The organism is Kaistia defluvii, assembly GCF_026343955.1.
Taxonomy (GTDB): domain Bacteria; phylum Pseudomonadota; class Alphaproteobacteria; order Rhizobiales; family Kaistiaceae; genus Kaistia; species Kaistia defluvii.
Window position 1 is genome coordinate 1 of sequence record NZ_JAPKNI010000014.1, and the last position, 26052, is coordinate 26052.

Below are 26052 nucleotides of genomic sequence, written 5' to 3' on the forward strand. Positions count from 1 at the left end.
GCGAGCCGAACCGCCCGACGCAGATTGATGGCCATCAGGGTGATGAACAGATCGAGGCTGTTCTTGGCCAGGCCGATATAGAGGAGACGCTGTCGACGGTAGCTTCGTTTGAGGGTGCCAAAGATCCCCTCGACCCGCCCACGAATACGCCCGATGTCGGAGTTACGGGCCTTGTCGGCATCGCCCAGCTTGTGGTGCCGGTTCGGACGGCGCATGACACCATTGCCGATCCCGGCCGCCGCCAGGCGCTGGCGCATGACGGCGTTGTCATAGGCCATGTCCGCATAGACCTTGTTCTCGTCGCCCTGGACAAGGTCAGGGCCAATCGTGCAGTCAGCAACCGTCGCCCGCGTCAGCACCGCCTGACGGACAAGGCCGGAGGTCTGGTCGACGGCGATATGCAGCTTGTAACCGAAGACGGCCTTGCTGCCCTTCTTGGCCCAGACCGCCTCTGGATCGACCTTCGACACGCCGCCGCCGGCCTGCTTGCGCGGCTCGGCCACCGCGGCGGCGATCAGGCTGGCGTCGATCAGTGTGCCCTGCCGCACCAGCAACCCCTTGTCGCTCAAGGCCCGGCCCACCGCTGAAAACAGCGCGTCGCCCAGGCCGGCGGCAGCTAGGTCCGTGCGGAAGCGGCAAAGCGTCGAAGCATCGGGAACCGCCGCCTCGAGCGACAGGCCGACGAAGCGGCGAAACGACAGCCGGTCGACCAACCCATCCTCCGCCGCTTCGTCCGACAGGTTGTACCAGCGTTGCAGAAGCAGGAGCTTGAACAGCAGGAGCGGCGGATAAGGCGGCCGGCCCATGCGAGCCGACCGCAGCGGGCGCAGCAGCCCCTCGATCTTGGACCAGTCGATCAGGCCGTCGATCTCGGCCAGATGATCCTTGCGCCGCGACTGCTGCCCAGACACCAGATGATCCGCGAACCCCAACTGCTTAGACATCGAGCCCCCTCCGCATCCCCCATACGGAATCAGTCAATCCGCACTTTTGCAAGGGTCCCGCTTGCGGGAGAGGGTAGGGTGAGGGGCTTGCTTGGATTCCTGCCTTCGCGGGAAAGCCCTCACACGAAGCTGGCCCGATCCGGGTGGTCGCGCAGCAGGGCGGCCTTCAGCTTCTCGATCGCCCGACTCTCGATCTGGCGGACGCGCTCCTTGGAGATGCCGAGCGTCTCGCCGAGCGATTCCAGTGTGGCTCCTTCCTCGCGCAGGCGGCGCTCGCGCAGGATCCGCACTTCGCGGTCGGAAAGCACGGCCATCGCATCGTGCAGCCAGGTCACCCGTCGCTCGCTGTCGATGACGTCGCCGACCATCTGGTCGGGCAACGGCGTGTCGTCGACCAAAAAATCCTGTCGGTCGGAAGCGGACGATTCCGTGTCGTAGATCGGCGCGTTGAGCGAGGTGTCGGCGCCCGAGAGGCGCGCATCCATCATCGCCACGTCATTGGTCGAGACGCCGACAGCGATGGCGATCTGCTGGTAGATCTGCTGGTTGGGGATCGCCACCGAGCCCTGGGAGAGCTTGGCGCGCAGCCGGCGAAGATTGAAGAACAGCGCCTTCTGGGTCGAACTGGTGCCGCCGCGCACGATGGACCAGTTGCGCAGGATATAGTCCTGGATGGAGGCGCGGATCCACCAGGTGGCATAGGTCGAGAAGCGGACATCGCGATCCGGTTCGAACCGGGCCGCAGCCTCCAGCAGCCCGACATGGCCTTCCTGGATCAGGTCGCTCATCGGCAGGCCGAAATGGCGGAACCGCGCCGCGATGGCGATCACAAGCCGCATATGCGAGGCGGCAAGGCGGTGCAGCGCGTTCTGATCCTTGATATCGCGCCAGCGAATGGCGAGATTCTTTTCCTCATCCCGTTCCAGATATGGGGCCTGCATCGCCGCCTTGACGAATTGCCGCCCAGAGATCGCCGATGTGCCCATGCGACCCGCTCCTGTGTTTGGAATTTCGTGCGCCCCACGTTTGAACAACAGCAACCCTACGCCCCGGTTCCGAAAAGGCGACGCACATTGGTGTGATGCGGTCGACAGAAGCTTGTGATGGCGGCAGAGCGTCGCAGGGCGGCCGGCAGGATGCGGGCATAAAAAAAACGCCCGGCGGAGCCGGGCGTTTTTCGGGAAAGACGATGCGCCGGGATCACGCGGCTTCGTCGTGCTTCTCGTCGTCGCTTTCGACTTCGGCGACCGCTTCCTCATCGGCCTTGCCGCCGCGCTTCGGGCTCTTGGCAAGGTTCTGTTCGATCTGGCGGACCGCCTCGGTCTCCGAAATCTCGCTCACCGCCGCGATTTCGCGCGACATGCGGTCGAGGGCAGCCTCATAGAGCTGGCGCTCGCTGTAGGACTGCTCGGGCTGGGTATCCGAGCGGAACAGGTCGCGGACGACTTCCGAGATCTGGATCAGATCGCCGGAATTGATCTTCGCTTCATATTCCTGGGCGCGACGGCTCCACATGGTGCGCTTGACGCGGGCGCGGCCACGGATGGTTTCGAGGGCCTTCTTGACGGTCGTTGCATCCGAAAGCTTGCGCATCCCGACCGTCGCCGCTTTGGCGACCGGTACGCGCAGCTTCATCTTGTCCTTCTCGAATGCAATAACGAAGAGCTCAAGCTTGATGCCGGCCACTTCCTGTTCTTCAATGCCGACGATCTCGCCGACGCCATGCGCCGGATAGACGATGTGTTCGCCGGTCTTGAAATCGGAACGCAGAGTGGTCTTCTTGAGGGTGGCCATACGCGTATTAACTCCGTTAAATTGGCGGGCCCGGCTCGCCAAGCCAGAGGCCGGATTTTGACGAAACCCGTCTCATCCATGGCTGTCGCGGTTCCGGACCGGTCCCGGAACAACACGTTCCGGAGGCGACCCGGTCAGGTTCGCTCTTCCACTGTCAGCCGATCCGGAAAACGCTCGTCCCGATCCGGGGATCCGCACGCGCACAACCCAACATCGACAACGATCCATCGCCAGCGCGCCTTAATGTCGCGGCAGGACGACTTCTCGCTTCAATGTTGAGGGTTGTTCACGAACGAAACACCAGAAAGGTGCGGTGACGCCGTAAGTGGTTACCGACTGTATTTGTATATATATCACAAAATACCCAAAAATCAAAGCATTGCCGTCGCGGTGCGCGGGCGCACCTCGACAGCGGCTTCGTCCTGGGCCAGGCGTCGGTCGGATGGCGGCGGCGGAGCCGGCTCAGTCGCCCTCGCCGGGAGCCGCGGAGAAGAGGGTCTCGAGCTTGTTGGCGACGCCGTCGAAGTCCGCGGCGTCGGCCGGCGCATCCTTGCGCACCGTGATGTTCGGCCACTTCTCGGCATATTCGGCGTTGAGCTTCAGCCACTTCTCGAGGCCTGGCTCGGTGTCCGGCTTGATCGCCTCGGCCGGGCATTCCGGCTCGCAGACGCCGCAGTCGATGCACTCATCCGGATGGATGACCAGCATGTTTTCGCCCTCGTAGAAGCAGTCGACGGGACATACTTCGACGCAATCCGTGAATTTGCAGCGGATGCAATTGTCAGTCACGACATAGGGCAAGATCGTCTCCTCGGGCAAGCACGCTCCAAGCTCGCCGGCGTCGTCTGGGTAAACGCTTTAGCGGGACGGCGCAAGGATCGCGGATGCCGCATCGCCAAGCTCAGGCCGAATGAATTTCCTCAATCTTCGTCGTCATTTGGAAAATTCTCGCCCGGGTCGCCGGATGAGGCGGAATGGAACGCATCGAGCACCCGCCGATCGCGTTTTGTCGGCCTCGGACCGCCCCGGATGACCGGCTCCGTCAGCACGGCCGGCGGCGTCAGGTCTTCGTAAAGGCGCTGCGCCTCGGGGGCGGGACCCCGGCGCGTGCCGGGGTCGAGGATCCTGACGACGCGGATCTGCCGCTCCAGCGACAGGGTCAGGACGTCGCCGGGCCGCACGAGGCGGCTCGACGCGTCGATCTTGTCGCGGTTGACCCGGACCTTGCCACCCGCGACGAGCTTCTGGGCGATCGAGCGGCTTTTCGCGAAGCGGGCAAACCAGAGCCATTTGTCGATACGCTGGCGCCCGGTTTCCTCGCTCATCGCCGCTCCGCGTCTCGCTTAGCCACCGCGCTTCTTGGCTTCGAGGTCGGCCTTGAGAGCCGCCAGGGCCGCGAAGGGCGAATTCGGGTCGATCGGCCGCTCGCGCCGGGGTTCCTCGCGGCGCGGCTGCGGCGCGTTCTGGCCCTGGCGATGATCGCCGCCCTTGTTGCGGTGGTCATTCCCCGGACGATCGTTGCGACGGCCCTCGCGCTCGCCCTGCGGACGATCGCCGGCGCCGCGCTCGGGACGCGGACCCCGCGACTGTTGCGGACGGCCGCCCTGGCGGCGTCCGTCGCGTTCGCCATCGGCCTGACGGCCACCCCGGCCTTCCGGCCTTGCCTCACCGGCGACTGCCTCGGCGGGGGCGCCCTGGTTGGGGCGGCGGTCGCGGCGGTTGTCGCGCTGCTGCGGGCGACGGTCGAAACGGCCGGGACGCCAGACGTCGATCATTTCCGGCTCGGCCGGCGCGGCGGCCTCGGCTTCCACCGGCTCGCCATCGCTGGTCTCGAGCGACGGTGCCTCGACGACCGGGGTCGTGTCAGCCTCGGTGGTTTCGCCGACGGGGTCCTCGGTCGTCGTCTCGGTCACGACGGTTTCCACCGTCTCTTCCGAGGCGACGGTCTCGGCAGCCGGCGCTTCGACCTCCGCAGGCGACTCGCCCGCCGTCTCGGTGACGGTTTCCGTGGTCTCTTCCGAAACCGCTGTCACGGCCGGGGTTGCATCCGCGACCGGTGCCTTGGGCGGCGCCGGGCGGCGGTCGAGACGATAGCCGAGCGACTTCAGCACGCCGGCGAAGTCTTCGCCGGAGCAGCCCAGAAGCGAGGTCATCGACACGGTGACGGTGAAGCCATTGCCGTCGACGGCGCCTTCCGGCGGCACCAGATTGTCGGGGGTCGGCTTCCACGCGATCAGCGGGCGGATGATATCGGCCAGACGCTCGAGGATGTCGATGCGCACGGCGCGGTTGCCGGCGATGCGATAGCCGACGACCTTGTAGAGCGGGCGGGCGAAGGCCGGGTCGACCGGCACCGTGGTGCGGCCGGTTGCCGAAAGCTGCGGCAGCTCGGCCAGGCCGGGCGCGTCGAGACCATGGTTCTTCAGCGCCCACAGCATGGCGTTCAGCGCGCTCGGCGCGGGCTTCAGTAGGGCCGGCACATAGATGTGATAGGCGCCGAACCGCACGCCGAGCTTGCGCAGGCCCGAGCGGGCTTCCTGGTCGAGCGCCTTGATCTCGTCGGCCAGTTCCGACCGCTCGAGCACGCCCTGGCCCTCGACGAGCCGGAAGGCGATGCCGCGCGCGGGCGCCGAAAGCTCGACGCCGGCCAGAAGCTCGAACAGCGGCTTCAGCAGCGTCTCGACATGGCTCTTGAGCCAGATGTCGACGCGGTCCTGCACGCGCTCGCGGGCCGGGCCCGTCAGGCCTTCATCGGCCAGCAGGATCAGGCGCGGGCGCAGGACGTCGTCGGTCGCGACGATCCGTGCCACCGGCGCGCCGAGCCAGCGCAGCGTACCGTCGGTCGACAGCACGAATTCGGGATTGGGCGCATTGCCGATCTTCTCGGCACGGCGTTCGATTTCGCCGGCAAGCGCCTTCTGGGCAATCGCCCCGATCGCTTTGGCGTCCGGTCCGTCGGCCTGGGGATCTGGCGTGAAGCGGAAACCCTGCAGGCTTCCGACATGCTGTCCCTCGACCAGCACATCGCCGGAGGTCGTGATTTCTGCTTCGAGCATGGCGTTTTCTCTGAGCCGCTTCATCAGTACACTTGTGCGCCGATCCACGAAACGCTGAGTGAGCCTTTCGTGGAGCGCATCGGAAAGACGATCCTCTATAGCGCGGGTGCGCTCCTGCCAATGGCGAGGATCCTTAAGCCAGTTAGGCCGGTTTGCCGCAAAGGTCCATGTCCGAATGTGCGCAATGCGGTTGGCGAGCGTATCGATATCGCCATCTGTGCGATCTGCAAAGGCGACCTGACGCTGAAACCAGTCGTCCGGCACCGCGCCATCGCGGGCGACGAAGGTGAAAATATCGCCGACCAGCTCGGCATGATTAGCCGGGGCAATGCGTCGATAATCAGGCGTCTGGCAAATATCCCAGAGCAGTTCGAGCCGCTCGCGACGATCGGCAAGGCCCCGGATGCCGGGATCGCGGGCCAGGATTTCCAGCACCGTGACGTCCTCGGACGGCGGCGCCTTGGACAGGCCTTCATGGCCCGGCGGACGGTCCAGACTGGCGCGAAGCGTATCGATCGAACGGAAATCGAGCGCACGATTGCGCCATTGCAGCGTGCGCACCGACATGAAGTGGTGGCTTTCCAGCGCCTCGATCAGTTCGTCCTCGAAGGGATCGACCTGGCCGGTCACGCCGAAGGTGCCGTCACGCGTGTGGCGTCCGGCGCGGCCGGCGATCTGGCCGAGCTCGGCCGCCGTCAGCCGGCGATACTGGAAGCCGTCGAACTTGCGCTCCTGCGCAAAGGCAACATGGTCGACGTCGAGATTGAGGCCCATGCCGATCGCGTCGGTGGCGACGAGAAAATCGACATCGCCCGACTGATAAAGTTCGACCTGGGCGTTTCGCGTGCGCGGGCTGAGCGATCCGAGAACCACCGCGGCGCCACCGCGTTGCCGGCGAATCAGTTCGGCGACCGCATAAACCTCGTCGGCCGAGAAGGCGACGACGGCGGAACGGCGGGGCAGACGGGTGATCTTCTTCGAGCCGGCATAGGTCAGCATCGACATGCGCGGGCGGGTGACGATCTCGATGCCCGGCAGCAGTTTTTCCAGGATGCCGCGCATGGTGGCGGCGCCCAGCAGCAGCGTCTCGTCGCGACCGCGCAGGTTCAGCAGCCGGTCGGTGAACACATGGCCGCGATCGAGATCGGCGGCGAGCTGGATCTCGTCGATGGCAACGAAGGAAACGTCGGTATGCGAGGGCAGGGCCTCGACCGTGCAGACGCGAAAGCGCGGATTGGGCGGGACGATCTTTTCCTCGCCCGTGATCAGCGCCACCGATTCCGCGCCGACCCGGGCTACGATCCGGCCATAGACCTCGCGCGCCAGCAGGCGCAACGGCAGGCCGATGATTCCCGAAGAATGCGCGAGCATCCGCTCGATCGCCAGATGGGTCTTGCCGGTGTTGGTGGGCCCCAGAACGGCAGTGACATTGCGCCCGCCCGCTCCGGCGCCTGGTGGTCTCGTCCGTTCATTCATATCGCGGGCAGTCTCACTTCCAGATCAACGCTATCGAGCATGCCCCTGTATCATGTCGAAACAGAGAAGCGCTTTCAGGCCGTGCCGCGAGCGGCGCCGGTTAAGTTCTAGAACCTTAATGGAACAAACGAGGTCCGAATCGCTGACTCCCCGGAAATCGCGTTCTGTTCACCACCATATATGTGCCGCCCCAACGCCGGCGCCACGAAATAGTGCCGCAGGCTTGCCTCGAAAGACCGCAAAAGGCTCCGCGTCGTTAACGTTTGCCGCAACGCAACGGCGCGGCGTGGTTAGCAGACCATGAATTCGGGCGAGGCTGTCCGGCCGCGCCGCGTTAAGGACTCGACCGAATCCGGAACGGAGCATGGACGAATCGCTGGCGAATCGCCGTTCCGGATTCGTGCTGGCTAGCCGTGGTGTCGCGCGCGGGCGCGGACACTATGGGCGGAGTGCACTGGCGGCCGGCGCCTGGAAGTTGTCCGTGGGATCCCGGCTTTCGGCAGGTGTCGCGTTAACGGGTGGCAGGCGGGATGTCGCAATTCGGGACAGGCGGCATGGGGACCGTCCAAGATGCGGGATAGATCGCGGTATCGCCACGGCATTGGAGCGGGCTGCAGCGAAGGCAGACCCTCACCCCAACCCTCTCCCGCAAGCGGGCGAGGGGGGCTCGCCGGCACCCGTGGCTGGCGCAGGCTCCCTGCGTCCATGGTTGTCGCTACGCCCTTGATGAAGACCACCGGCCCAAATGCCCTCGCCCGCCCGCCGGAGAGGGTGGGTGAGGGGCTTGCTTGGGGACGGCTTCATGCGGCTGGACTGCATCCGCAGGGCCGTCTCGAAGCCCGCGCCGGACCTCTCGCCTACCCAGGCTATTCCGCCGCGGCGCGCCGCGTCTCGGCTTCGCCGACGAAGCGGGAGGCGTGGATGGTGAGCATGCCGACCTCGGTGCCGATCTGCATCCGGAACGGCATCATCACGCCGAGGCTCTCGACCGGCGCCAGCCAGACTTCGAGCGCCTTGTTGTTTTCCATGTATTCGATGGCTTCGCGCGTCGGCCTGTGGCCGGCCACAGGGACGTAGCGGGCGCCGCAGACGACGACCGAGCCCTTGTAGGATCCGCTCTGGCCGTCCACCTCGGCCATGCCCTTGTAGTGGAGCTTGACGTCGAAGCGCTGCCAGCCGTCGAAGACGGGAACCGTGCGATTGCAGGCCGCCGAGAGATTGCCCTTGACCAGCGGCACGATCATCGCGCTCAGCGGGTCGAAGATGTTGCGCTTGTGCTGCGGCAGCAGGGGAACGCGGTCCGCCTTCTTGGCGAGCGGCGGCATGGCGGCGACATTGACGATGGTGCCGCTGTTCATCTGCATCGACACGGTCGAGTTGCGGCGGCCGTTCTCGCTGGTGTCGAGCATGTAGGCGGCGGGCAGGACGCGCGAGCCGACGATGCGGCCGCTGCTCTTGAGGAAACCCTTGCCGTCGGAGACGAAGCGGCTGACGCCGCTGGTCGAGCCGCGCGCCGTGATCGTGTAGCCCTTGTCGTCGAAAACCGTATCGAGCGCGAAACGGCCGATGGTCAGCCCGCCGAGCAGGATGTTATATTCCGCGTCGACCTTGCCGGCCTGCTGCTGGGCGGGCGCGGCGACAGCCGCCGGCGCGACCGACGCCACGGGCGCGGCGGCCACGAGGAGCGGCAGGACAAGGGCACGGAAGAGGCGGAGCGATTGCATGGGAATTGTTCCGTCGGAGGAGCGGCCCAAAGCCGGTTCTCATGCCTGAGTCCGGCCTCGGCTTCGTGGTCGTGATGATGCCCCCAAATCACTTCGCGCGATTCTAGGTGATTTGCACCGTCTTCGTCACTAGTGATTGCGCGCTGAATGCTTGACGACCGAAGCTTCGGCCACTATGAGAAGGCCCACTTTCCGATACCCCTGTCGCGATGGATGCCGAGCCCGGCGCGTTGCGGCGGAAAAGAAGGATTTCTGTTATGTCCCGTGTCTGCGAGTTGACCGGCAAGGCCGTCATGACCGGCAACACCGTCAGCCATGCCAACAACAGGGCGCGTCGTCGCTACCTGCCGAACCTCGTCAACGTGACGCTGATCAGCGACGCGCTCGGCCGCAGCTTCAAGCTGCGCGTTTCGGCTTACGGCCTGCGCTCGGTCGAGCACCGCGGCGGTCTCGACGCGTTCCTCGCCAAGGCCAGCGCCAGCGAGCTGTCCGATCGCGCCCTGACGCTCAAGCGCGCCATCGCGAAGAAGACCGAGCAGGATAGCGTCGCAGCCGCCTGAGGCCTCCGATGATCAAGCCGGGTCACATCATTGCGGCCGCCTTCATGGCGGCCGTTGTCGTTCTGTCGAACATCCTCGTCCAGTATCCGGTCGAGGCCATGGTCGGCCGGCTGGGGCTCGCCGATCTGCTGACCTGGGGCGCGTTCACCTATCCGTTTGCCTTCTTCGTCAGCGACCTGACCAACCGCCGCTATGGCCCGCGCGTCGCGCGGATCGTCGTGCTGGTCGGCTTCGTCTGCGCCGTCATCGTGTCGTTTAAGCTGGCGACGCCGCGTCTCGCGATCGCCTCGGGCACCGCCTATCTGTTCGGCCAGTTGCTGGATATCAGCCTGTTTGCCCGGCTGCGCCGCCAGGCCTGGTGGCGCGCCCCGCTGGCGGCATCCGTGGTCGGTTCGGTGGTCGACACCGCGATCTTCTTCACGCTCGCCTTCGCGCCGTTTGCGGCCTTCCTCGGCCCCAACGATTCCTTCGCGCTCGAATCGGCGCCGCTGCTCGGCGTGCTGTCGGTCGCGAGTGCGCGCTGGATGTCGTGGGCGCTGGGCGACCTGACGGTGAAGCTCTGCGCGGCGCTGCTGCTGCTCGCGCCCTACCGCGCGCTGATGCGCTTCGTGCTGTCCTGGCCCGAGGCGCAGCGCAGCCCGGCCTGACCGGCTTCGCGTCTAAATGAAAAAGCCCCGCTTCGGCGGGGCTTTTTTGTTCAGCGCAGGGTCTGGATGCGGATCTCGCCCTGGTGCAGGAAGCAGGCCTTGTCGAACAGCGCCAGATCCAGCGGGTTGGGGAGGCGTATGTCCTCGAGACCGGCAGCGGCTTGGTCGCGGGATCATAGGACCGGTCGATCTGGGACAGGAAGGCCAGGATCAGACCCCGCTCGCGCGCGAAGGCCCGCAGTGTCCGCACCTGCGTCATCAGGTCGGGATTCGCCCGCCTCTGGTCGAGCAGCTGCAGGTAGTCGATCACGGCGAGCGTTCCCGGCGGCGCCGTCGCGAGCGCGGCGGCGATATGGTCGGCACGGATCGCGTCGGAGCCGTCATGCTCGAACAGGTCGCTGGAAAACATGGCCTCGGCGCCGATCGCCCGGAGCCGGTCGGCGATCTCGTGCGCGGTATATTCCAGCGTGAAGAACAGGCTGCGATGCCCTGCTTTCATCGCCTCGGCAGCAAGCGCCAGGCCCATGAGCGTCTTGCCCTGGCGGGGCCGTGCGCCGATCAACACGAGGTCGCCGGGCGTAAGCCGGGCATACAGTCTCGCCGCGGGCGACGCCGCCTCGGCCCGCGCGACCAGCAGGCTCCAGCCCTCGAACCCCTCCGCCGTGGCGACGCGGTCGAGCGCTGCATGCAGCGGGATGCCCTCCCGGCGCGAGAGAAGCCTGGCATTGCGTTTGAGGCGATGGATGGGCGCGGATAAGCCTGGCGATCCGGGCAGCATGCCGGGTGCAGGCAGAGTCATGGTGCAAACCTCCTGGTGCGAGCCAGAACCGCAACCCCTCCTTATGCGTATCGCTCGAACAGTCGGTTCGAAAATCGTCCGTCGCCCGGCATGCAGATGCTGTCCCGAATGGAGGGGGGAGGCGTGGGCGGCGCCAGAATCAGAGCATAGCCGATGGCGTGCCGGCCGAGAATGCCAGGCATGCCGCCTTGCGCGAAAAAGCCGGGATCAGTTGACGGCGTTGCCCGCGCCGCTGCCGGGGCCGGTCCAGATGAATTCGAGGATCAGGGTGCGCTGCAGGACGCTCAGATTGTCGTCCGACACCAGCGTGACGCGGGTGCGGCCCGCCTCGTCGGTCGTGACGGCGAGCCCTTCCATGTTGTCGATCTGGTTGAGCATGTCCGCTTCCATCACGATGGGCCCGTCGACCAGCGCGCCGGGGCGGATCGTGTCGCCGGGGATGCGGCGCATCCGCATGCCGACGCCGAACGGCATGATCACGCGCCGCTCCAGCAGCAGCAGATCGCCATTCGGCAGGAAGGCGCCATCGGTGACGTCGAAATCATCCCGGCGCAGGACCGAAAAGGCGCCGGCCAGCGGGCCGCGCACGATCCACGAACGGTGGTTGCCCTTTTTGTCGAGCGAGCGTTCCGAGACCAGCACGGGCGACCCGGCCAGCGGGCCGTCGGCGGGCGCCAGCGCCACCATCTCCAGGCCGCTGTTCTTGACCAGGCCGGTCGCCGAGCGCGGCAGCTTGACCGGCTCGGGCCTGGCGAGCGACAGGTCCGGATTGGCGCGATAGAGGCGGAGATCGTTGGTCTGCTCGAACGAGACATAGGCCGCTACGTGGCCGTCGATCGTCGTCAGCCGCAGCCCCTCGGCATCGGCATTGCGCTTGACGCCGAGCGGCTTCCCCTTGCTGTTCAGCATCGGCGCCCATTCGGCATCGGCAATCCCGACCAGCCTGCCGCCCTCGCGCACCAGCGTGCCGCGAAACCAGTAGCCGGTGTCGGAGATGGCGACGAAGCTCTTGCCGTCCGGTTTGAAGTCGATGCCGGACAGGCCGCCAAAGGCGCGGTTGGCCGAGTTCAGCGTCAGCCCGCCGGCGAATTCGAACTCGCCGAAGCGGGCCTGGCTGCGGCCGATCAGGAATTTGTCGATCCGCGTCGCGCGGGTCGGCTCGGGCGCGAAGCCGGCGGCCAGTGCGATGCCGGCCGACCCGGCCAGGATCATCGCACAGAGGGCCGCCAGCGCCCGCTTCATCGCGTCCCGGTCCGCCGTCTCGGCGCGGCCCGGCGCACCGGCGTCTGGTGCTCGTCGAACAGTTCCGCCAGCTTCTCGGTCATCGCGCCCGCCAGTTCCTCGGCGTCGACGATGGTCACGGCGCGGCGGTAATAGCGCGTCACGTCATGGCCGATGCCGATGGCGATCAGTTCGACAGGCGAACGGTTCTCGATCTCGTCGATGACGAAGCGCAGATGGCGCTCGAGATAGTTGCCGGTGTTGACCGAAAGCGTGGAATCGTCGACCGGCGCGCCGTCGGAGATCATCATCAGGATCTTGCGCTGCTCGGTGCGGGCGAGCAGGCGCTGATGCGCCCAGTCGAGCGCCTCGCCGTCGATGTTTTCCTTGAGCAGGCCTTCGCGCATCATCAGGCCGAGATTGCGCTTGGCGCGGCGCCAGGGCGCGTCGGCGGCTTTGTAGATGATGTGGCGCAGGTCGTTGAGGCGGCCGGGCGCTGCCGGCTTGCCGGCCTGCAGCCAGGCCTCGCGCGACTGCCCGCCCTTCCAGGCGCGCGTCGTGAAGCCGAGGATCTCGACCTTGACGCCGCAACGCTCCAGCGTGCGGGCGAGGATGTCGGCGCAGGTCGCCGCGACCGTGATCGGCCGGCCGCGCATCGAGCCGGAATTGTCGATCAGCAGCGTCACGACGGTGTCGCGGAAATTGGTTTCCTTCTCGATCTTGAAGGAGAGCGGCTGCATCGGATCGGTGACGACGCGGTGGAGCCGCGCCGGATCCAGCATGCCCTCTTCGCGGTCGAAGTCCCAGGAGCGGTTCTGCTGCGCCATCAGGCGGCGCTGCAGCCGGTTGGCGAGCCGGCCGACCGCGCCCTGCAGGTTGGAGAGCTGCTTGTCGAGGAAGCCGCGCAGCCGGTCGAGCTCGGCTGCGTCGCAGAGGTCCTCGGCCTTGATCGTCTCGTCGAAACGGGTGGTGAAGGCCTTGTAGTCGACGGTCGGCCAGGCGTTCGAGAGCGGACCGTCCTGCCGGTTGGCCTCGCCCGCGTCGCGCGCATCCTCGGCGTCCTCGCCGTCGGAATCGTCCTCGGCACCGGCCTCGGTCGTCTCCGTGTCGCCGGCTTCCGATTCGTCGCCCGTGGTCTCGGCCTCTTCCGACGCGTCGCTGTCGGCCTGGTCGGCCTGATCCGAGGCGTCGTCCTTCTCCGAGCCCGAATCCTCGGAAGCGTCGTCGCCCTGCTCCTCGTTGTCGTCGTTCTCGCCCTTGCCCAGTTCCTCGGCCATGTCGAGCGAGGCGAGCAGCGAGCGAACGGCGGAGGCAAACTGCTTCTGGTCGCCGAGCGACGTGGAGAGCTTGTCGAAGTTCGGCCCGGCCTTGGACTCGATCCAATCGCGCCAGAGGTCGACGATCTTCTCGGCCGAATGCGGCGGCTTCTGCCCGGTGAGCTTCTCGCGCACCAGCAGCGAGACCGCGTCCTCGAGCGGGGCTTCCGACTGTTCGGTGATCTCGTGGAAATTGCCGCGGTGATAGCGGTCCTCGAGCATGGCGGCGAGGTTGCCGGCGACACCCTCCATCCGCCGCGCGCCGATCGCCTCGACGCGCGCCTGCTCGACCGCGTCGAAGATCGCCCGGGCATTCTTGCCCTCCGGCGCGACCGCGCGGTGGATCGCCTCGTCATGGCAGGCGAGCCGCAGCGCCATCGAATCGCCCAGGCCGCGGGTGACCGCGATCTCGGCCGCCGTCGGCTTGCGCGCCGGCTCGGGCAGGCGCGCGCGCAGGCCGGTCAGGATCGGCCGGTCGTTGGAGAACGAGACCTCGAGGTCCGGCTTGCCGGAAATCGCCCGCACGCAGCCGGCGACCGCGCGCTTGAACGGCTCCGTCACCGCCTCGCCGGGCTTCTGTCTCGGATCGCTGTTGCTGCCGCTCATCTTCGCTTCCTTTTCCCTCGCCCGCCGGACGGGAAGGGGCGGGGTAACGGTCCCGCGCCGATCTCAAGCCTTGATCATAAGCGCAGTCCCGGCCTTGGGCTATGAATCCGAAAGGCCGAGGGCCGGCCCGAAAGGGCGAGCCGCGCCGAGCCCCCGCCGCGATGCGGGCGAGGGCCGGGGTCCGCCTAGCTCAGCACCACGTTGGCGGCCGATTCGACCAGCTCTTCGCCAAAGGCGCGCTGATAGAATTCCGCCACCAGAGAGCGCTCGAGCTCGTCGCACTTGTTGAGGAAGGTCACGCGGAACGCGAAGCCGATATCGCCGAAGATCTCGGCATTCTCGGCCCAGGTGATGACCGTGCGCGGGCTCATGACGGTCGACAGGTCGCCGTTGATGAAGGCCGAGCGGGTCATGTCGGCGAGGCGGACCATGCGGCCGACGAGCGCGCGACCCTTCGGGTCGGCGAAACCCTTGGCCTTCGAGACGACGATGCCGACCTCGTTGTCGTGCGGCAGGTAGTTCAGCGTGGTGACGATGGACCAGCGGTCCATCTGCGCCTGGTTGATCTGCTGCGTGCCGTGATAGAGGCCCGAGGTATCGCCGAGGCCGACCGTGTTGGCGGTGGCGAACAGGCGGAAGGCGGGGTGCGGGCGGATGACGCGGTTCTGGTCGAGCAGCGTCAGGCGGCCGGAGGATTCGAGCACGCGCTGGATCACGAACATCACGTCCGGGCGGCCGGCGTCATATTCGTCGAACACCAGCGCGATGTTGTGCTGGTAGGCCCAGGGCAGGATGCCGTCGCGGAATTCCGTGACCTGCAGGCCGTCCTTGATGACGATCGCATCCTTGCCGATGAGGTCGATGCGGCTGATATGGCTGTCGAGATTGACGCGCACGGCCGGCCAGTTGAGGCGGGCGGCGACCTGCTCGATATGGGTCGACTTGCCGGTGCCGTGATAGCCGGTGACCATGACGCGGCGATTGCGCGCGAAGCCGGCCAGGATGGCCAGCGTGGTCGTGCGGTCGAACAGGTAATCCGGATCGGCGTCCGGCACGTGCTCGTTGGGCTCGGAATAAGCCGGCACCTGCAGGTCGGAATCGATGCCGAAGACCTCACGGACGGAAATCGTCGTATCGGGCAGGGCGGTGCGATCAGTCGTCGTCTCAGTCATGTCTGCTCCGTCGCATCCAGCGGACGCTTGCGGTCGGGTTCTAGGCGGGAGGGCCAAACTGAAGAGCCCGCGCGCGGGGAGCGAGCGGGAAGTGAGGCTCTTCTAGCAGAAGCCGGCCGCCTTGAGAAAGTTATATGCCTGAATGATTTCGCGCAGCTTGTCCTCGAAGCTGCGGTCTCCACCATTGGCATCGGGATGGTAGATCTTGACCAGCGACTTGTAGCGCGACTTGATCTCGACACTGGACTCGGAGCCGTCCAGCTCCAGCGTGTCGAAGGATTTGCGCTCCAGCGTCTTGATGTGGCGAACCGGCTTGGCGGGTTCCTTCATCCGGCCGGCGGTGCCGTCGAACATGTCGAACGGATCCTGCACGCCGCCGCTCCAGTCGCGCGCCGCGTGGCTCTTGACGCGTTCGCGCTGCTCGCCGGCGCTGTTGACGCCCATCGTCCAGGTCGGGCGATGGCCGGTCAGCGAATCCTTCTGATAGGCGGCGACATCCTCGTCGCCCATGCCGGAGAAGTAGTTGTAGTTCTTGTTGTAGAGCCGCACATGGTCGATGCAAAAATGGTGGAACTGCCCTTCGCGGTTCCGGCCCTTCGGCGCCTTGTGCGTACCTTCGGCCTTGCAACCGGCCCAGCTGCAAGGCTGGGTCGCTGGCTTTTGAGCGGTTCTTCCGGATGCTGACTTGATCCGGATCCCGTCGAACAATTTTGAATCGAGCTTCATGATGCGATTATGGTAGCCACCCCGCCCACGAACAAGGCGATGTTTCGCCAGAGTGACGGAGGTTTCTCTATGAACACGAAAGAGCGGATTACGGCGGCGCTGGCAAGCGCCCTGTCGCCGCAGACCCTAGATGTGATTGACGAGTCGCATTTGCACAAGGGCCATGCCGGCCACCGGGAAGAGGGCGAGACCCATTTCCGGGTGAAAATCACGGCCGAAGCGTTCCGCGGCAAGAGCCGGGTCGATATCCACCGGACCGTCAATTCGATTCTCGCCGACGAACTCGCCGCCGGCGTCCACGCCCTCGCCATCCAGGCCAGGGCGCCGGAATAGCGGCGACTCGCCGCGATGGCGGGCAATTGGGATGGCGGGCGTCGTGCTGCCATCTGCTGGCCCCTTGGCCGGGAAATCGGCAGCGAAACGCCCTGTGACTGCAGGGGGTCCCGCTTTCGTAGGATTGATGCCCCGCCTTACGAGGGCTCGCGCTTCTTGAACTTGTCCCAGAAGCTCGGCTTCTTGGCGACCGGGGCCGGCGCATAGGCGTCGCCGGCCGGCTCCGCCGTCATGCGGATCGGCGAGGGCACCGGCAGCGGCATGTCGGGCGCCGGGACGCCGTCGATGGCCAGCGCCGCCGCGTTGCCTGCCGCCGTCGCCGGGAAGGCGACGGGCGTGTAGGCGGCGGGGCCCGATGCCATCGCCTCGGCCTCGACGGAGGCCTGGCGCGCCGCCGCGTCCGTCACGGACCTGGAGGCCACGGCCTGGCCCTGGCTGTCCAGCCTGGCGGCGGTGGCGAGGAAGATCTGCTGGTCCTTGGACTGCTTCGCCTTCACCGCCGCGTCCAGCCATTCCGGCACGCGCATGCTGGCGGGGCAGGCGGCCGACGCGTTGAGGGCGGCACCGCCGGTATCGACATCGAAGACGTAGCGCCTGTCGCAGACGCCGACGACGGGCGGCTTGCGCGTCACTTCGAAATGATCGTTGCCGTCCTTCAGCATCTGCCAGAACGGCATGTTCGGGTCGTTGCGATGCTTGGCCATGTTCTCGGCCGTCATGCGGAACGGGTAGAGGTGCACTTCGAAGGAGCGCTGGCCGCCGATGAAGGCGTCGCGGGCGAGCCAGTAGATCTCGCCGGCCGATTCGTCCGTCATCGAATAGCAGCCCGCCGACGAGCAGGCGCCATGCACCATCAGGCTGTTGCCGGTGCGGTTCCATGCCGTGTCATAGGCGTTGGGGAAGCCGATGTTGAAGGACAGGTAGTATTTGGAATTGGGGTTCATCTGGCCGGGCTTGACCGTATAGAAGCCCTCCGGCGCCTGGCGGTCGCCTTCGCGCACCTTGGGGCCGAGCTTCCCGGACCATTTGCAGATGTCATAGGTCTTCAGCAGGCCATAGGTGCCGTCGCGCCGCTGCTTCCAGACCTCGAACTCGGACGTTTCCTTGAAGGAGCGGATATAGACCGGCGCCTTCGGGTCCATGTTCAGCTGCTCCATCTTCGCCTTGAGCTTGGCGGGGAGCGGCTTCAGATGCTTGGGCGTGGCGTCCTGGCACGCGGCGAGGGCAAGCCCCACCGCCAGGAACAGCAAAGCCTTGCGAAGACGAGAAAAGAACGCGGAACCTGGCATGAACACCCCTGCGGAGCCTTCGCAACGCTGCGGCGGAGCGGCTCCATCCCGTCTCTGAACGACCGCGCGAGGCCCCATCAGGGGCCGCGCACGGACCGAATCAGATGTTCAATAGACGGGAAGACGGGCGGAATCGTGTCAAAGCGACCGGCCGATCGCAAGAAACTTCTCGCGACGCTGGCGCTTGATGTCGGCTTCCGACTGGCCCTCGAACGAAGCCAGCGCATGTTCGATCGCCTTGCCGGCCGCTTCGATCGCCGCGTCGGGATCGCGATGCGCGCCGCCCATCGGCTCGGGAATGATCTCGTCGATCACGCCGAAGCGGAACAGGTCCTGCGCGGTGATCTTCATGTTGGTCGCCGCATCCTGGGCGCGGCTGCCGTCGCGCCAGAGGATCGAGGCGGCGCCTTCCGGCGAGATCACGCTGTAGATCGAATGCTCGAGCATCAGCACGCGATTCGCGGTGGCGATCGCGATGGCGCCGCCGGAGCCGCCTTCGCCGATGATGACGGAGACGTTCGGCGTGCCGAGGCCCAGCGCTGCCTCGGTCGAGCGCGCGATCGCCTCGGCCTGGCCGCGTTCCTCGGCGTCGATGCCGGGATAGGCGCCGGCGGTGTCGACCAGCGCGATCACCGGCAGCGAGAAGCGCTCGGCCAGTTCCATGATGCGCACGGCCTTGCGATAGCCTTCGGGCCGGGCCATGCCGAAATTGTGCCGCAGGCGGCTTTCGGTGTCATGGCCCTTTTCCTGGCCCATGACCGCGACCGGACGGCCGCGGAAACGGCCGAAGCCGGCCAGAATCGCCTGGTCCTCGGCAAATTTGCGGTCGCCGGCGAGCGGGGTGAAATCGGTGATCAGCCGCTTGGCATATTCGACGAAATGCGGCCGGTCGGGATGGCGCGCCACCTGGGTCTTCTGCCAGGGCGTCAGCTTCGCGTAGATCTCGGCCAAGGCCTGTCCGGCCTTTGCCTCGAGCCGGGTGATCTCGTCGCCGACGGAGACGGCATCGCCCTTCTCGGCCATGGCGCGGAGTTCCTGCACCTTGCCCTGGAGATCGGCGACGGGTTTTTCGAATTCAAGAAAGGTTCGCATCCAGACCTTCAAGCCGTACAAACATGGCTATATGCGGGCGGCCGGATAGACCTCCCTGAAAGTGGCCGCACACTGGCTGTAAGGCCCGGCGGTGTCAAGCTGACGCAAGCGCAGCTCGCGGCGGGGCCGGATCGGCGGCTCCTCACGGCTTCGCCAGCGGATGGTGCTCGGCGACGAGCGCGCGCAGTCGCTCTTCCAGCACATGGGTATAGATCTGCGTCGTTGAAATGTCGGCATGTCCGAGCAATTGCTGGACGATGCGCAGGTCGGCGCCGTTCTGCAGCAGATGGCTGGCGAAGGCGTGGCGCAGCACATGCGGCGAGACGCGCGCTGCCGGGATGCCGGTGGCGACGGCGAGCTCCTTCAGGTCGCGGGCGAAGGCCTGGCGGGTCAGCGTGCCGCTCTCGCCGAAGGAGGGGAACAGCCACTGGCTGCTCGGCGCCTTGCCCTCTAGCTCGCGGCGCAGCGCCACATAGCGGGAGATCGCCTCCCGGGCGCGCTCGGTCAGCGGCACCAGCCGCTCCTTGTTGCCCTTGCCGCGCACGATCAGCGCGCGCAGATCCGCCCGGGCGGCGGAGGCAGGCAGCGCCACCAGCTCGGACACGCGCATGCCCGAGGCATAGAGCGTCTCCAGCAGGGCGGCGAGGCGGGCGGCGCGCAACTGCGCCGAGGGTGTTTTGGCGAGGGCGACGGCGCTCTCCGCCGTCTGCAGCAGCCGGTCGACCTCGGCCTCGGACAGCACCTTGGGGATCGGCACCTTGCGCTTCGGTCCCTCGACGATGCCGGAGGGGTCGTCGCGCCGCACGCCCTCGGCGAACAGGAAGCGGTGCATCTGGCGCAGCGCGGAAAGCCGCCGCGCCGCCGACGACGCGGCGAAGCCGCGCAATTCGAGATCGACCAGATAGGCGCGCACATCGGCCAGCGCCGCGCTTTCGAAATCGAGCCCGCGATCGCCGAGGAATTCGGCATAGTCCTCGATGTCGCGGCGATAGGAGGTGAGCGTATGCGGCGAGGCGCCCCGCTCGGCGCTCATCATCTCGAGAAACGCCTCGAGGTGGTGCATGCCCGCCAGCGTGCGCCGGGTCTTTGCCTTCGCCACGATCATTGTTCCTGCAGCAGTTTGTCGGTCGGGACCCGCACCGTGATCTCGCGCGGGCTCGGCTCGACGAAGTTCGCGAGGGCGAACACGGCGGCATAGCCGGCGAGCGCGAGCAGGATGCAGGCGATGATGAAGCGCGACAGTGTCGGCATGAACCGGCCACGGACCTCGAAATATCTGGAGTGAGGTTATGGCCATGCACCGGCATCGATGGCAAGGGCGCGGGTCACACCCTCGCGATTCCAGCGCCGCGAGAGGCGCTGTCCGCATGCGATGCGTCGCGGAACGCTTGACAGTTTCGCCCGGGTCCGGTTCTACCTCGGCTGAGGCTGGACGAGGAGCTGCGGGACCATGATCGAGAGCATCGTGCCAGAACAGGATACCACTGCGTCGGCGGCGGAGCTGATCAGCCGCCTGGGGCCGCGCGCCATCGTCCTGGTCGGCCTGATGGGCGCCGGCAAGACGTCGGTCGGCAAGCGGATCGCCGCCAAGCTGCATCTGCCGTTCATCGACGCCGATGCGGAGATCGAGAAGGCGGCCGACGCCACCATCCCCGAGATTTTCGCCCAGCATGGCGAGGCCTATTTCCGCGATGGCGAGAGGCGGGTGATCCGCCGCCTGCTCGACGGCAATCCGAAGGTGCTGGCCACCGGCGGCGGCGCCTTCATGAACGAGGAGACGCGCGCTGCGATCCTCGAGGGCGCGGTATCGATCTGGCTGCGCGCGGAACTCGACGTGCTGATGGCGCGGGTGCGCAAACGCGCCAACCGGCCGCTGCTGCAGACCGCCGACCCTGAAGCCACCATGCGCCGGCTGATGACCGAGCGCGATCCGATCTATTCGCTTGCCAATGTCCATATCCTGTCGCGCGACGTGACTCACGAGATCGTCGCCGACGAAACCATCGAAGCGCTGCTCGCCCATCTGGCGGCAGAAAGCCCTGCCCAGGAAAGCCGACCGACCGATGACGATCGCTGAAGCCGCAGCCCCCACCACGGTCCGTGTCGCGCTGGGCGAGCGCGCCTATGACATCCTGATCGGCCGCGGCCTGATCGCCGATGCCGGCCGGGCCATCGCCGAGCGGCTGCCCAAGGCGCGCGCCGCGATCGTGACGGACGAGACGGTGGGCGGCTTCTATCTCGCGGCGCTCACCGCGTCGCTTGCCGCCTCCGGCATCGACAGCGTGCCCGTGGTGGTCGCGCCTGGCGAGGCTTCGAAGAATTTCCAGACGCTCGAAACCGTCACCCGCGCGATTCTGGCGGCCCGGCTGGAGCGTGGCGACATCGTCGTCGCGCTGGGCGGCGGCGTCGTCGGCGACCTCACCGGCTTCGCGGCGGCGATCGCCCGGCGCGGCATGCGCTTCGTCCAGATCCCCACCTCCCTGCTGGCCCAGGTCGACAGTTCCGTTGGCGGCAAGACGGGCATCAATACCGCCGAGGGCAAGAACCTGGTCGGCGCCTTCCACCAGCCTGATCTCGTCATCGCCGATACCGGCGTTCTCGATACGCTCTCCCCTCGCGAATTCCGCGCCGGCTACGCCGAGGTGGCGAAATACGGCCTCATCGACGACCCGGCCTTCTTCGCCTGGCTGGAGCAGAACTGGCGGGGCATCCTTTCCGGCGGCCCGGAGCGCGAGCACGCGGTCGCCACCAGCTGCCGCGCCAAGGCCAAGGTCGTCGCCGCCGACGAGCACGAGACCGGCGAGCGCGCGCTCCTCAATCTCGGCCACACCTTCGGCCATGCGCTGGAATCGGCCACCGGCTATTCGCAGCGCCTCGTGCATGGCGAAGGCGTCGCCATCGGCATGGTTCTGGCGCATCAGTTTTCCGCCCGCATGAACCTCTGCTCGCCGGATGACGGCGCCCGCGTCGAGGCGCATCTGAAAGCGGTCGGCCTGCCGACGCGGCTCTCCGACGTGCCGGGCGGGTTGCCGGACGCGCAGGATCTGATGAAGCGGATCGGCCAGGACAAGAAGGTGTCGCGCGGCACGCTGACCTTCATCCTGACGCATGGCGTCGGCAAGGCTTTCATCGCCAAGGATGTGCCGCCGGCCGCCGTGGAAGCGTTCCTCACTGACAAGCTGGCGGATTGAGACGCCAGCCCCCGGAAACGGGGTCTCGCTTTTTGCAGCGATGCTTTAGAATGCCGCGGCGAGCGATCGCGGCGGCCTTGATGCGCCGACTCCTCGCGCGGAGACGGGCTCGTGTTTGACATCCTCGAAACCTTCGGCGGCTGGTATGACCTGCCCGCCCATATCGGCTATGTGCTTTTCGCGGTCTCGCTGTTCCTGACGAACATCTTCTGGCTGCGCATCCTGCTGATCATCTCGCTGGCCTTCCAGATCGTCTATTTCGCCATGTCCGGCGGCTCGCTCTATACCGGCATTGTCTGGAACGTCGTCTTCATCCTGATCAACGCCTATCGCCTGATGGCCCTGGTCCAGGCGCGGCGCGCCCTTGGCCGGGCGACCCGCGGCCAGCTGCTGGGCGCCGGCGCCGACGAGGTGGTGATCGACGCCGCAAACAGCCTGGACGACAACCAGATCGGGGAACTGATCCGCCTTGGCGAGGTGTATGACCTCGCGCCCGGCGCGCCGCTGACGACGGAAGGCGAACCCGTCGACTGGTTCTATTTCATCACGGCCGGCCATGCCGTCGTCTTGGCGGGCGGTGTCGAGGTCGCGCGCCTGCATGCGGGCGAGTTCGTCGGCGAGGTGTCGTTCCTGACCGGCATCGTCGCGTCGGCGACGGTCCGCGCCTCCGACCGGCTTTCGGTGATCGCGCTCGACCGCGAGAAGCTGTCGCGCGCCTGCGCCGAGGATGCCCGGCTGTCCGCGGCCGTGCACCAGGTGATCGGCAACGCGCTGGCCCGCAAGCTGGTCGCCGCCAACCGCCGCGGCATGCCGAGGGTTCCCCAGCCGGCGTGAGGGGGAGACTTCAACGACTTGGCCCTGCCTGAATGCCATCCAGGTCGAGGTCGGTTGGTTCGGTGAGAGGGGGGCGGGTCGATGTCCGGCACCCGGCAACAGACCCTCACCCCAGCCCTCGCCCGCTCGCGGGAGAGAGGGGCCATCGCGCCTGGTCTCGACGCCGCCACCGCACCGGCCGAAAGCCCTCTCCCGCTTACGGGAGAGGGTGGGGTGGGGGTCTTGCTTGAGAGCTAGGGCTGAATGGATCCCGGGTCTTCGCCCGGGATGACGGCGGAGCGTGGCGGCTGTGGCTCGCGCACGATGACAGCGGCCGGTCCGAAGATCTGGCTCCGCCATCACCCCACCCTCGCCGTCATTCCTGCGAAAGCAGGAATCCCTGCAGCCGAGGAACAGGGCGTTTCGGGCGCAATTTTCCGGCTAACCGCCCCCGATCTCCGCCCGGAATCACGGCCGAGCCGTGCCAGACACAAAAAAGCCCGGCATGTCGCCATGCCGGGCTTCTTCAAGAGTTGGAGCCAGCCTTACGCCAGCTTGCCGTGGCAGTGCTTGAACTTCTTGCCGGAGCCGCAGGGGCAGGGGGCGTTGCGCTGGAGGCGGCTCCAGGTCGACGGGTCGTTCGGGTCGACGCCAAGCGCCGCGAAGCCGGCGGCGCTGTCGGCATTCTCCAGCAGCGGCTGGTCATCGAACTCGTTCTCGCCCGATAGCGGGTCGAGATGCATCGCCTGGAGGCTGTCCATGTCCATGTCGTCGGGCGCCAGCGGCGGCGACTGCATGATCTCGACGCGCATCATCTGCGCCGTGACGGCCTCGCGCAGGTTCTGCAGCATCGCTTCGAACAGTTCGAAGGCCTCGGTCTTGTATTCGTTCAGCGGATCGCGCTGCGCATAGCCGCGGAAGCCGATGACCTGGCGCAGATGGTCCAGCGTGACCAGGTGCTCGCGCCAGAGATGGTCGAGCGTCTGCAGCAGGACGGCCTTTTCGACCTGGCGCATGACGGTCGGCGAGAAGCGCTCGGTGCGCGAGGCGGCGGCTTCGTCGCCGGCCTTCTGCACGCGTTCCAGCACTTCCGCGTCGGCGATGCCTTCCTCGGCCGCCCAGGCCTCGATCGGCAGGTCGAGATTGACCGCCGCCAGCAGCGCCTCGTGCAGGCCCTTCGCGTCCCACTGCTCGGGATAGGCCTTTTCCGGGATGTGCTTGGCGACCAGGTTGGCGATCACTTCCTGGCGCATGTCGTCGACGGTGGAGGCGACGTCTTCCTCGGCCATCAGCTCGATGCGCTGGTCGAAGATGACCTTGCGCTGGTCGTTCATGACGTCGTCGTATTTCAGCAGGTTCTTGCGGATGTCGAAGTTGCGCGCCTCGACCTTCTGCTGCGCCTTTTCCAGCGCCCGGTTGATCCACGGATGGACGATCGCCTCGTCTTCCTTGAGCCCCAGCTTCTGCAGCATGCCGTCCATGCGCTCCGAGCCGAAGATGCGCATCAGGTCGTCCTGCAGCGACAGGAAGAAGTGCGAATGGCCGGGGTCGCCCTGGCGGCCGGAACGGCCGCGCAGCTGGTTGTCGATGCGGCGGCTTTCATGCCGCTCGGTGCCGATGACGTAGAGACCGCCGGCGGCCAGCGCCTTGTCCTTGAGGACGGCGATCTCGGCCTTGATCTCCTCGATGCGGCGATCGCGCTCGGCCTCGTCCTGGACGTCGCCCAGTTCGCGCTCGATGCGCATTTCGAGGTTGCCGCCGAGTTTGATGTCGGTACCGCGGCCGGCCATGTTGGTGGCGATCGTCACCGCGCCGGGCACGCCGGCCTGGGCGACGATATAGGCTTCCTGCTCGTGGTAGCGGGCGTTCAGCACCTGGTGCGGGACCTTCTCCTTCTTCAGGAGCTCCGACAGCAGTTCCGACTTTTCGATCGAGGTCGTGCCGACGAGGACCGGCTGGCCGCGCTGGCTGCAGTCCTTGATGACGCGGATGATCGCCTTGTACTTCTCGTTGGCGGTCCGGTAGACCTCGTCATCATCATCGATACGCGAGACGGGGACGTTGGTCGGGATCTCGAGAACCTCGAGACCGTAAATGTCCATGAACTCGGCCGCTTCCGTCTGCGCCGTGCCGGTCATGCCGGCCAGCTTCTCGTACATGCGGAAATAGTTCTGGAAGGTGATCGAGGCCAGCGTCTGGTTTTCCGGCTGGATCTTGACGTGTTCCTTCGCCTCCAGCGCCTGGTGCAGGCCTTCCGAATAGCGGCGGCCCGGCATCATGCGGCCGGTGAACTCGTCGATGATGACGACTTCGTCATCCTTGACGATGTAGTCCTTGTCGCGCTGGAACAGACGGTGCGCGCGCAGGCCCTGGTTGATGTGGTGGACGACGGTGACGTTCTCGACGTCGTAAAGCGACTCGCCCTTCAGCAGGCCCGCTTCGGTGAGGAGCTGCTCGAGCTTCTCGTTGCCGGCCTCGGTGAAGTTGGCGGTGCGCTGCTTCTCGTCGATCTCGTAATCTTCGGGCACGAGCGCCGGAATGAAGGCGTCGATGGTGGTGTAGAGCTCCGAGCGGTCGTCGAGCGGGCCGGAGATGATCAGCGGGGTGCGCGCCTCGTCGATCAGGATCGAGTCGACTTCGTCGACGATCGCATAATGATGCGGGCGCTGGACCATCTGGCCGAGCTCGTACTTCATGTTATCGCGCAGATAATCGAAGCCGTACTCGTTGTTGGTGCCGTAGGTGATGTCGCAGGCGTACGCCGCCCGGCGCTGGTCGTCGTCGAGGCCATGCACGATGACGCCGACCGACAGGCCGAGGAAGCGGTAGAGCCGGCCCATCCATTCGGCGTCGCGCGAGGCGAGGTAGTCGTTGACGGTGACGACGTGCACGCCCTTGCCGGTCAACGCGTTCAGGTAGACCGGAAGCGTCGCGACGAGGGTCTTGCCTTCGCCCGTCTTCATTTCCGAGATGGCGCCGTCGTTCAGCACCATGCCGCCGATCATCTGGACGTCGAAATGACGCATGCCGAGCGCGCGCTTGGCGCCCTCGCGGACCGTGGCAAAGGCCGGCACGAGCAGGTCATTGACCGATTTTCCGCCGGCGATTTCGCGCTTGAACTGTTCGGTGCGGGCGCGGAGCTGGTCGTCCGTCAGCTTCGACAACTCGTCTTCCAGCGCATTGATTTGCGCGACCACCGGCCGGTAGCCCTTGACGCGGCGGTCATTGGCCGAGCCGAAAAATTTGCGCGCAAGCGAACCGAGACCGACCATGGGTCATCCTTGATGTTGGAT

General features: G+C 66.5%; 22 protein-coding genes and 1 pseudogene. 6 read left to right on the forward strand and 17 right to left on the reverse strand.

From position 1 onward, the window contains the following. From OSH10_RS22150 to OSH10_RS22180, 7 genes are all read right to left on the reverse strand, one after another. Positions 1 to 944, reverse strand: a 944-nt coding sequence (locus OSH10_RS22150; RefSeq protein ID WP_266334811.1) for an IS5 family transposase, incomplete at its 3' end; no start/stop codon positions are given. 119 nt (positions 945 to 1063) lie between these two features. After that, entirely contained in the window at positions 1064 to 1930 is an 867-nt protein-coding gene (locus OSH10_RS22155; RefSeq protein ID WP_266334813.1) for an RNA polymerase factor sigma-32, read from the reverse strand. Between the two features lie 214 nt (positions 1931 to 2144). Further along, positions 2145 to 2738, reverse strand: coding sequence for a CarD family transcriptional regulator (locus OSH10_RS22160; protein WP_266334815.1), 594 nt, complete (start codon positions 2736 to 2738; stop codon positions 2145 to 2147). A gap of 462 nt (positions 2739 to 3200) precedes the next feature. After that, positions 3201 to 3539, reverse strand: a complete 339-nt coding sequence (gene fdxA / locus OSH10_RS22165; RefSeq protein WP_266334817.1) for a ferredoxin FdxA — start codon at positions 3537 to 3539, stop codon at positions 3201 to 3203. Between the two features lie 119 nt (positions 3540 to 3658). Further along, positions 3659 to 4063: an RNA-binding S4 domain-containing protein gene (locus OSH10_RS22170; RefSeq protein WP_266334819.1), complete on the reverse strand. Its 405-nt coding sequence runs from the start codon at positions 4061 to 4063 to the stop codon at positions 3659 to 3661. Between the two features lie 18 nt (positions 4064 to 4081). Next, complete coding sequence (locus OSH10_RS22175; RefSeq protein ID WP_266334821.1) at positions 4082 to 7270, reverse strand: helicase-related protein; 3189 nt, start codon at positions 7268 to 7270, stop codon at positions 4082 to 4084. An 866-nt stretch (positions 7271 to 8136) separates the two neighbouring features. Further along, positions 8137 to 8994 carry a DUF3108 domain-containing protein gene (locus tag OSH10_RS22180; protein WP_266334823.1) on the reverse strand — a complete coding sequence of 286 codons (858 nt, stop codon included), beginning with the start codon at positions 8992 to 8994 and terminating at the stop codon, positions 8137 to 8139. Positions 8995 to 9251: 257 nt separating this feature from the next. Here OSH10_RS22180 and rpmB point away from each other — a divergent pair, with 257 nt between their 5' ends. Continuing rightward, on the forward strand, positions 9252 to 9554 hold the full coding sequence (rpmB, locus tag OSH10_RS22185; RefSeq protein WP_266334825.1) for a 50S ribosomal protein L28: 303 nt from the start codon (positions 9252 to 9254) through the stop codon (positions 9552 to 9554). 8 nt (positions 9555 to 9562) lie between these two features. Then, entirely contained in the window at positions 9563 to 10201 is a 639-nt protein-coding gene (locus OSH10_RS22190; RefSeq protein WP_266334827.1) for a queuosine precursor transporter, read from the forward strand. 50 nt (positions 10202 to 10251) lie between these two features. Here the strand turns inward: OSH10_RS22190 and OSH10_RS22195 are convergent. From OSH10_RS22195 to OSH10_RS22215, 5 genes and pseudogenes are all read right to left on the reverse strand, one after another. Next, positions 10252 to 10979: pseudogene (locus OSH10_RS22195) on the reverse strand (DNA helicase). Positions 10980 to 11207: 228 nt separating this feature from the next. Continuing rightward, entirely contained in the window at positions 11208 to 12242 is a 1035-nt protein-coding gene (locus OSH10_RS22200; protein ID WP_266334829.1) for an esterase-like activity of phytase family protein, read from the reverse strand. Continuing rightward, positions 12239 to 14143, reverse strand: a complete 1905-nt coding sequence (gene cobT, locus OSH10_RS22205; RefSeq protein ID WP_266334831.1) for a cobaltochelatase subunit CobT — start codon at positions 14141 to 14143, stop codon at positions 12239 to 12241. The genes OSH10_RS22200 and cobT overlap by 4 nt, the downstream gene beginning before the upstream one ends. A gap of 185 nt (positions 14144 to 14328) precedes the next feature. Next, positions 14329 to 15315 carry a cobaltochelatase subunit CobS gene (gene cobS / locus OSH10_RS22210; protein ID WP_266334833.1) on the reverse strand — a complete coding sequence of 329 codons (987 nt, stop codon included), beginning with the start codon at positions 15313 to 15315 and terminating at the stop codon, positions 14329 to 14331. A gap of 102 nt (positions 15316 to 15417) precedes the next feature. Then, the gene (locus tag OSH10_RS22215) at positions 15418 to 16041 is read right to left on the reverse strand and encodes a J domain-containing protein (RefSeq protein ID WP_266334835.1); all 624 of its coding nucleotides are present in this window, start codon (positions 16039 to 16041) and stop codon (positions 15418 to 15420) included. 69 nt (positions 16042 to 16110) lie between these two features. On the opposite strand from OSH10_RS22215, the gene OSH10_RS22220 reads away from it, so the two are divergent. Continuing rightward, entirely contained in the window at positions 16111 to 16374 is a 264-nt protein-coding gene (locus tag OSH10_RS22220; protein WP_266334837.1) for a BolA family protein, read from the forward strand. Between the two features lie 137 nt (positions 16375 to 16511). Here OSH10_RS22220 and OSH10_RS22225 read toward each other — a convergent pair whose 3' ends face one another. The 4 genes from OSH10_RS22225 to OSH10_RS22240 form a co-directional block, all read right to left on the reverse strand. After that, positions 16512 to 17663: a transcriptional regulator gene (locus OSH10_RS22225; RefSeq protein ID WP_266334840.1), complete on the reverse strand. Its 1152-nt coding sequence runs from the start codon at positions 17661 to 17663 to the stop codon at positions 16512 to 16514. Between the two features lie 138 nt (positions 17664 to 17801). Further along, a complete protein-coding gene (locus OSH10_RS22230; RefSeq protein ID WP_266334842.1) occupies positions 17802 to 18755 on the reverse strand; it encodes an acetyl-CoA carboxylase carboxyltransferase subunit alpha in 954 nt (317 codons plus the stop codon). Between the two features lie 142 nt (positions 18756 to 18897). Continuing rightward, a complete protein-coding gene (gene xerD, locus OSH10_RS22235; RefSeq protein WP_266334844.1) occupies positions 18898 to 19860 on the reverse strand; it encodes a site-specific tyrosine recombinase XerD in 963 nt (320 codons plus the stop codon). Continuing rightward, complete coding sequence (locus OSH10_RS22240; protein ID WP_266334846.1) at positions 19857 to 20006, reverse strand: hypothetical protein; 150 nt, start codon at positions 20004 to 20006, stop codon at positions 19857 to 19859. Before OSH10_RS22240 ends, xerD begins: the two co-directional genes overlap by 4 nt. Positions 20007 to 20205: 199 nt before the next feature. On the opposite strand from OSH10_RS22240, the gene OSH10_RS22245 reads away from it, so the two are divergent. The 3 genes from OSH10_RS22245 to OSH10_RS22255 all read left to right on the forward strand — a co-directional run bounded on the left by OSH10_RS22245 (position 20206) and on the right by OSH10_RS22255 (position 22780). Next, the gene (locus OSH10_RS22245; protein ID WP_266334848.1) at positions 20206 to 20832 is read left to right on the forward strand and encodes a shikimate kinase; all 627 of its coding nucleotides are present in this window, start codon (positions 20206 to 20208) and stop codon (positions 20830 to 20832) included. Next, positions 20819 to 21946 carry a 3-dehydroquinate synthase gene (gene aroB / locus OSH10_RS22250; protein WP_266334850.1) on the forward strand — a complete coding sequence of 376 codons (1128 nt, stop codon included), beginning with the start codon at positions 20819 to 20821 and terminating at the stop codon, positions 21944 to 21946. Before OSH10_RS22245 ends, aroB begins: the two co-directional genes overlap by 14 nt. Before the next feature lie 111 nt (positions 21947 to 22057). Beyond that, a complete protein-coding gene (locus OSH10_RS22255; protein ID WP_266334852.1) occupies positions 22058 to 22780 on the forward strand; it encodes a Crp/Fnr family transcriptional regulator in 723 nt (240 codons plus the stop codon). 524 nt (positions 22781 to 23304) lie between these two features. On the opposite strand, the gene secA is transcribed toward OSH10_RS22255, so the two are convergent. Next, the gene (secA, locus tag OSH10_RS22260) at positions 23305 to 26031 is read right to left on the reverse strand and encodes a preprotein translocase subunit SecA (RefSeq protein WP_266334854.1); all 2727 of its coding nucleotides are present in this window, start codon (positions 26029 to 26031) and stop codon (positions 23305 to 23307) included. Between the last annotated feature and the right edge of the window lie 21 nt (positions 26032 to 26052).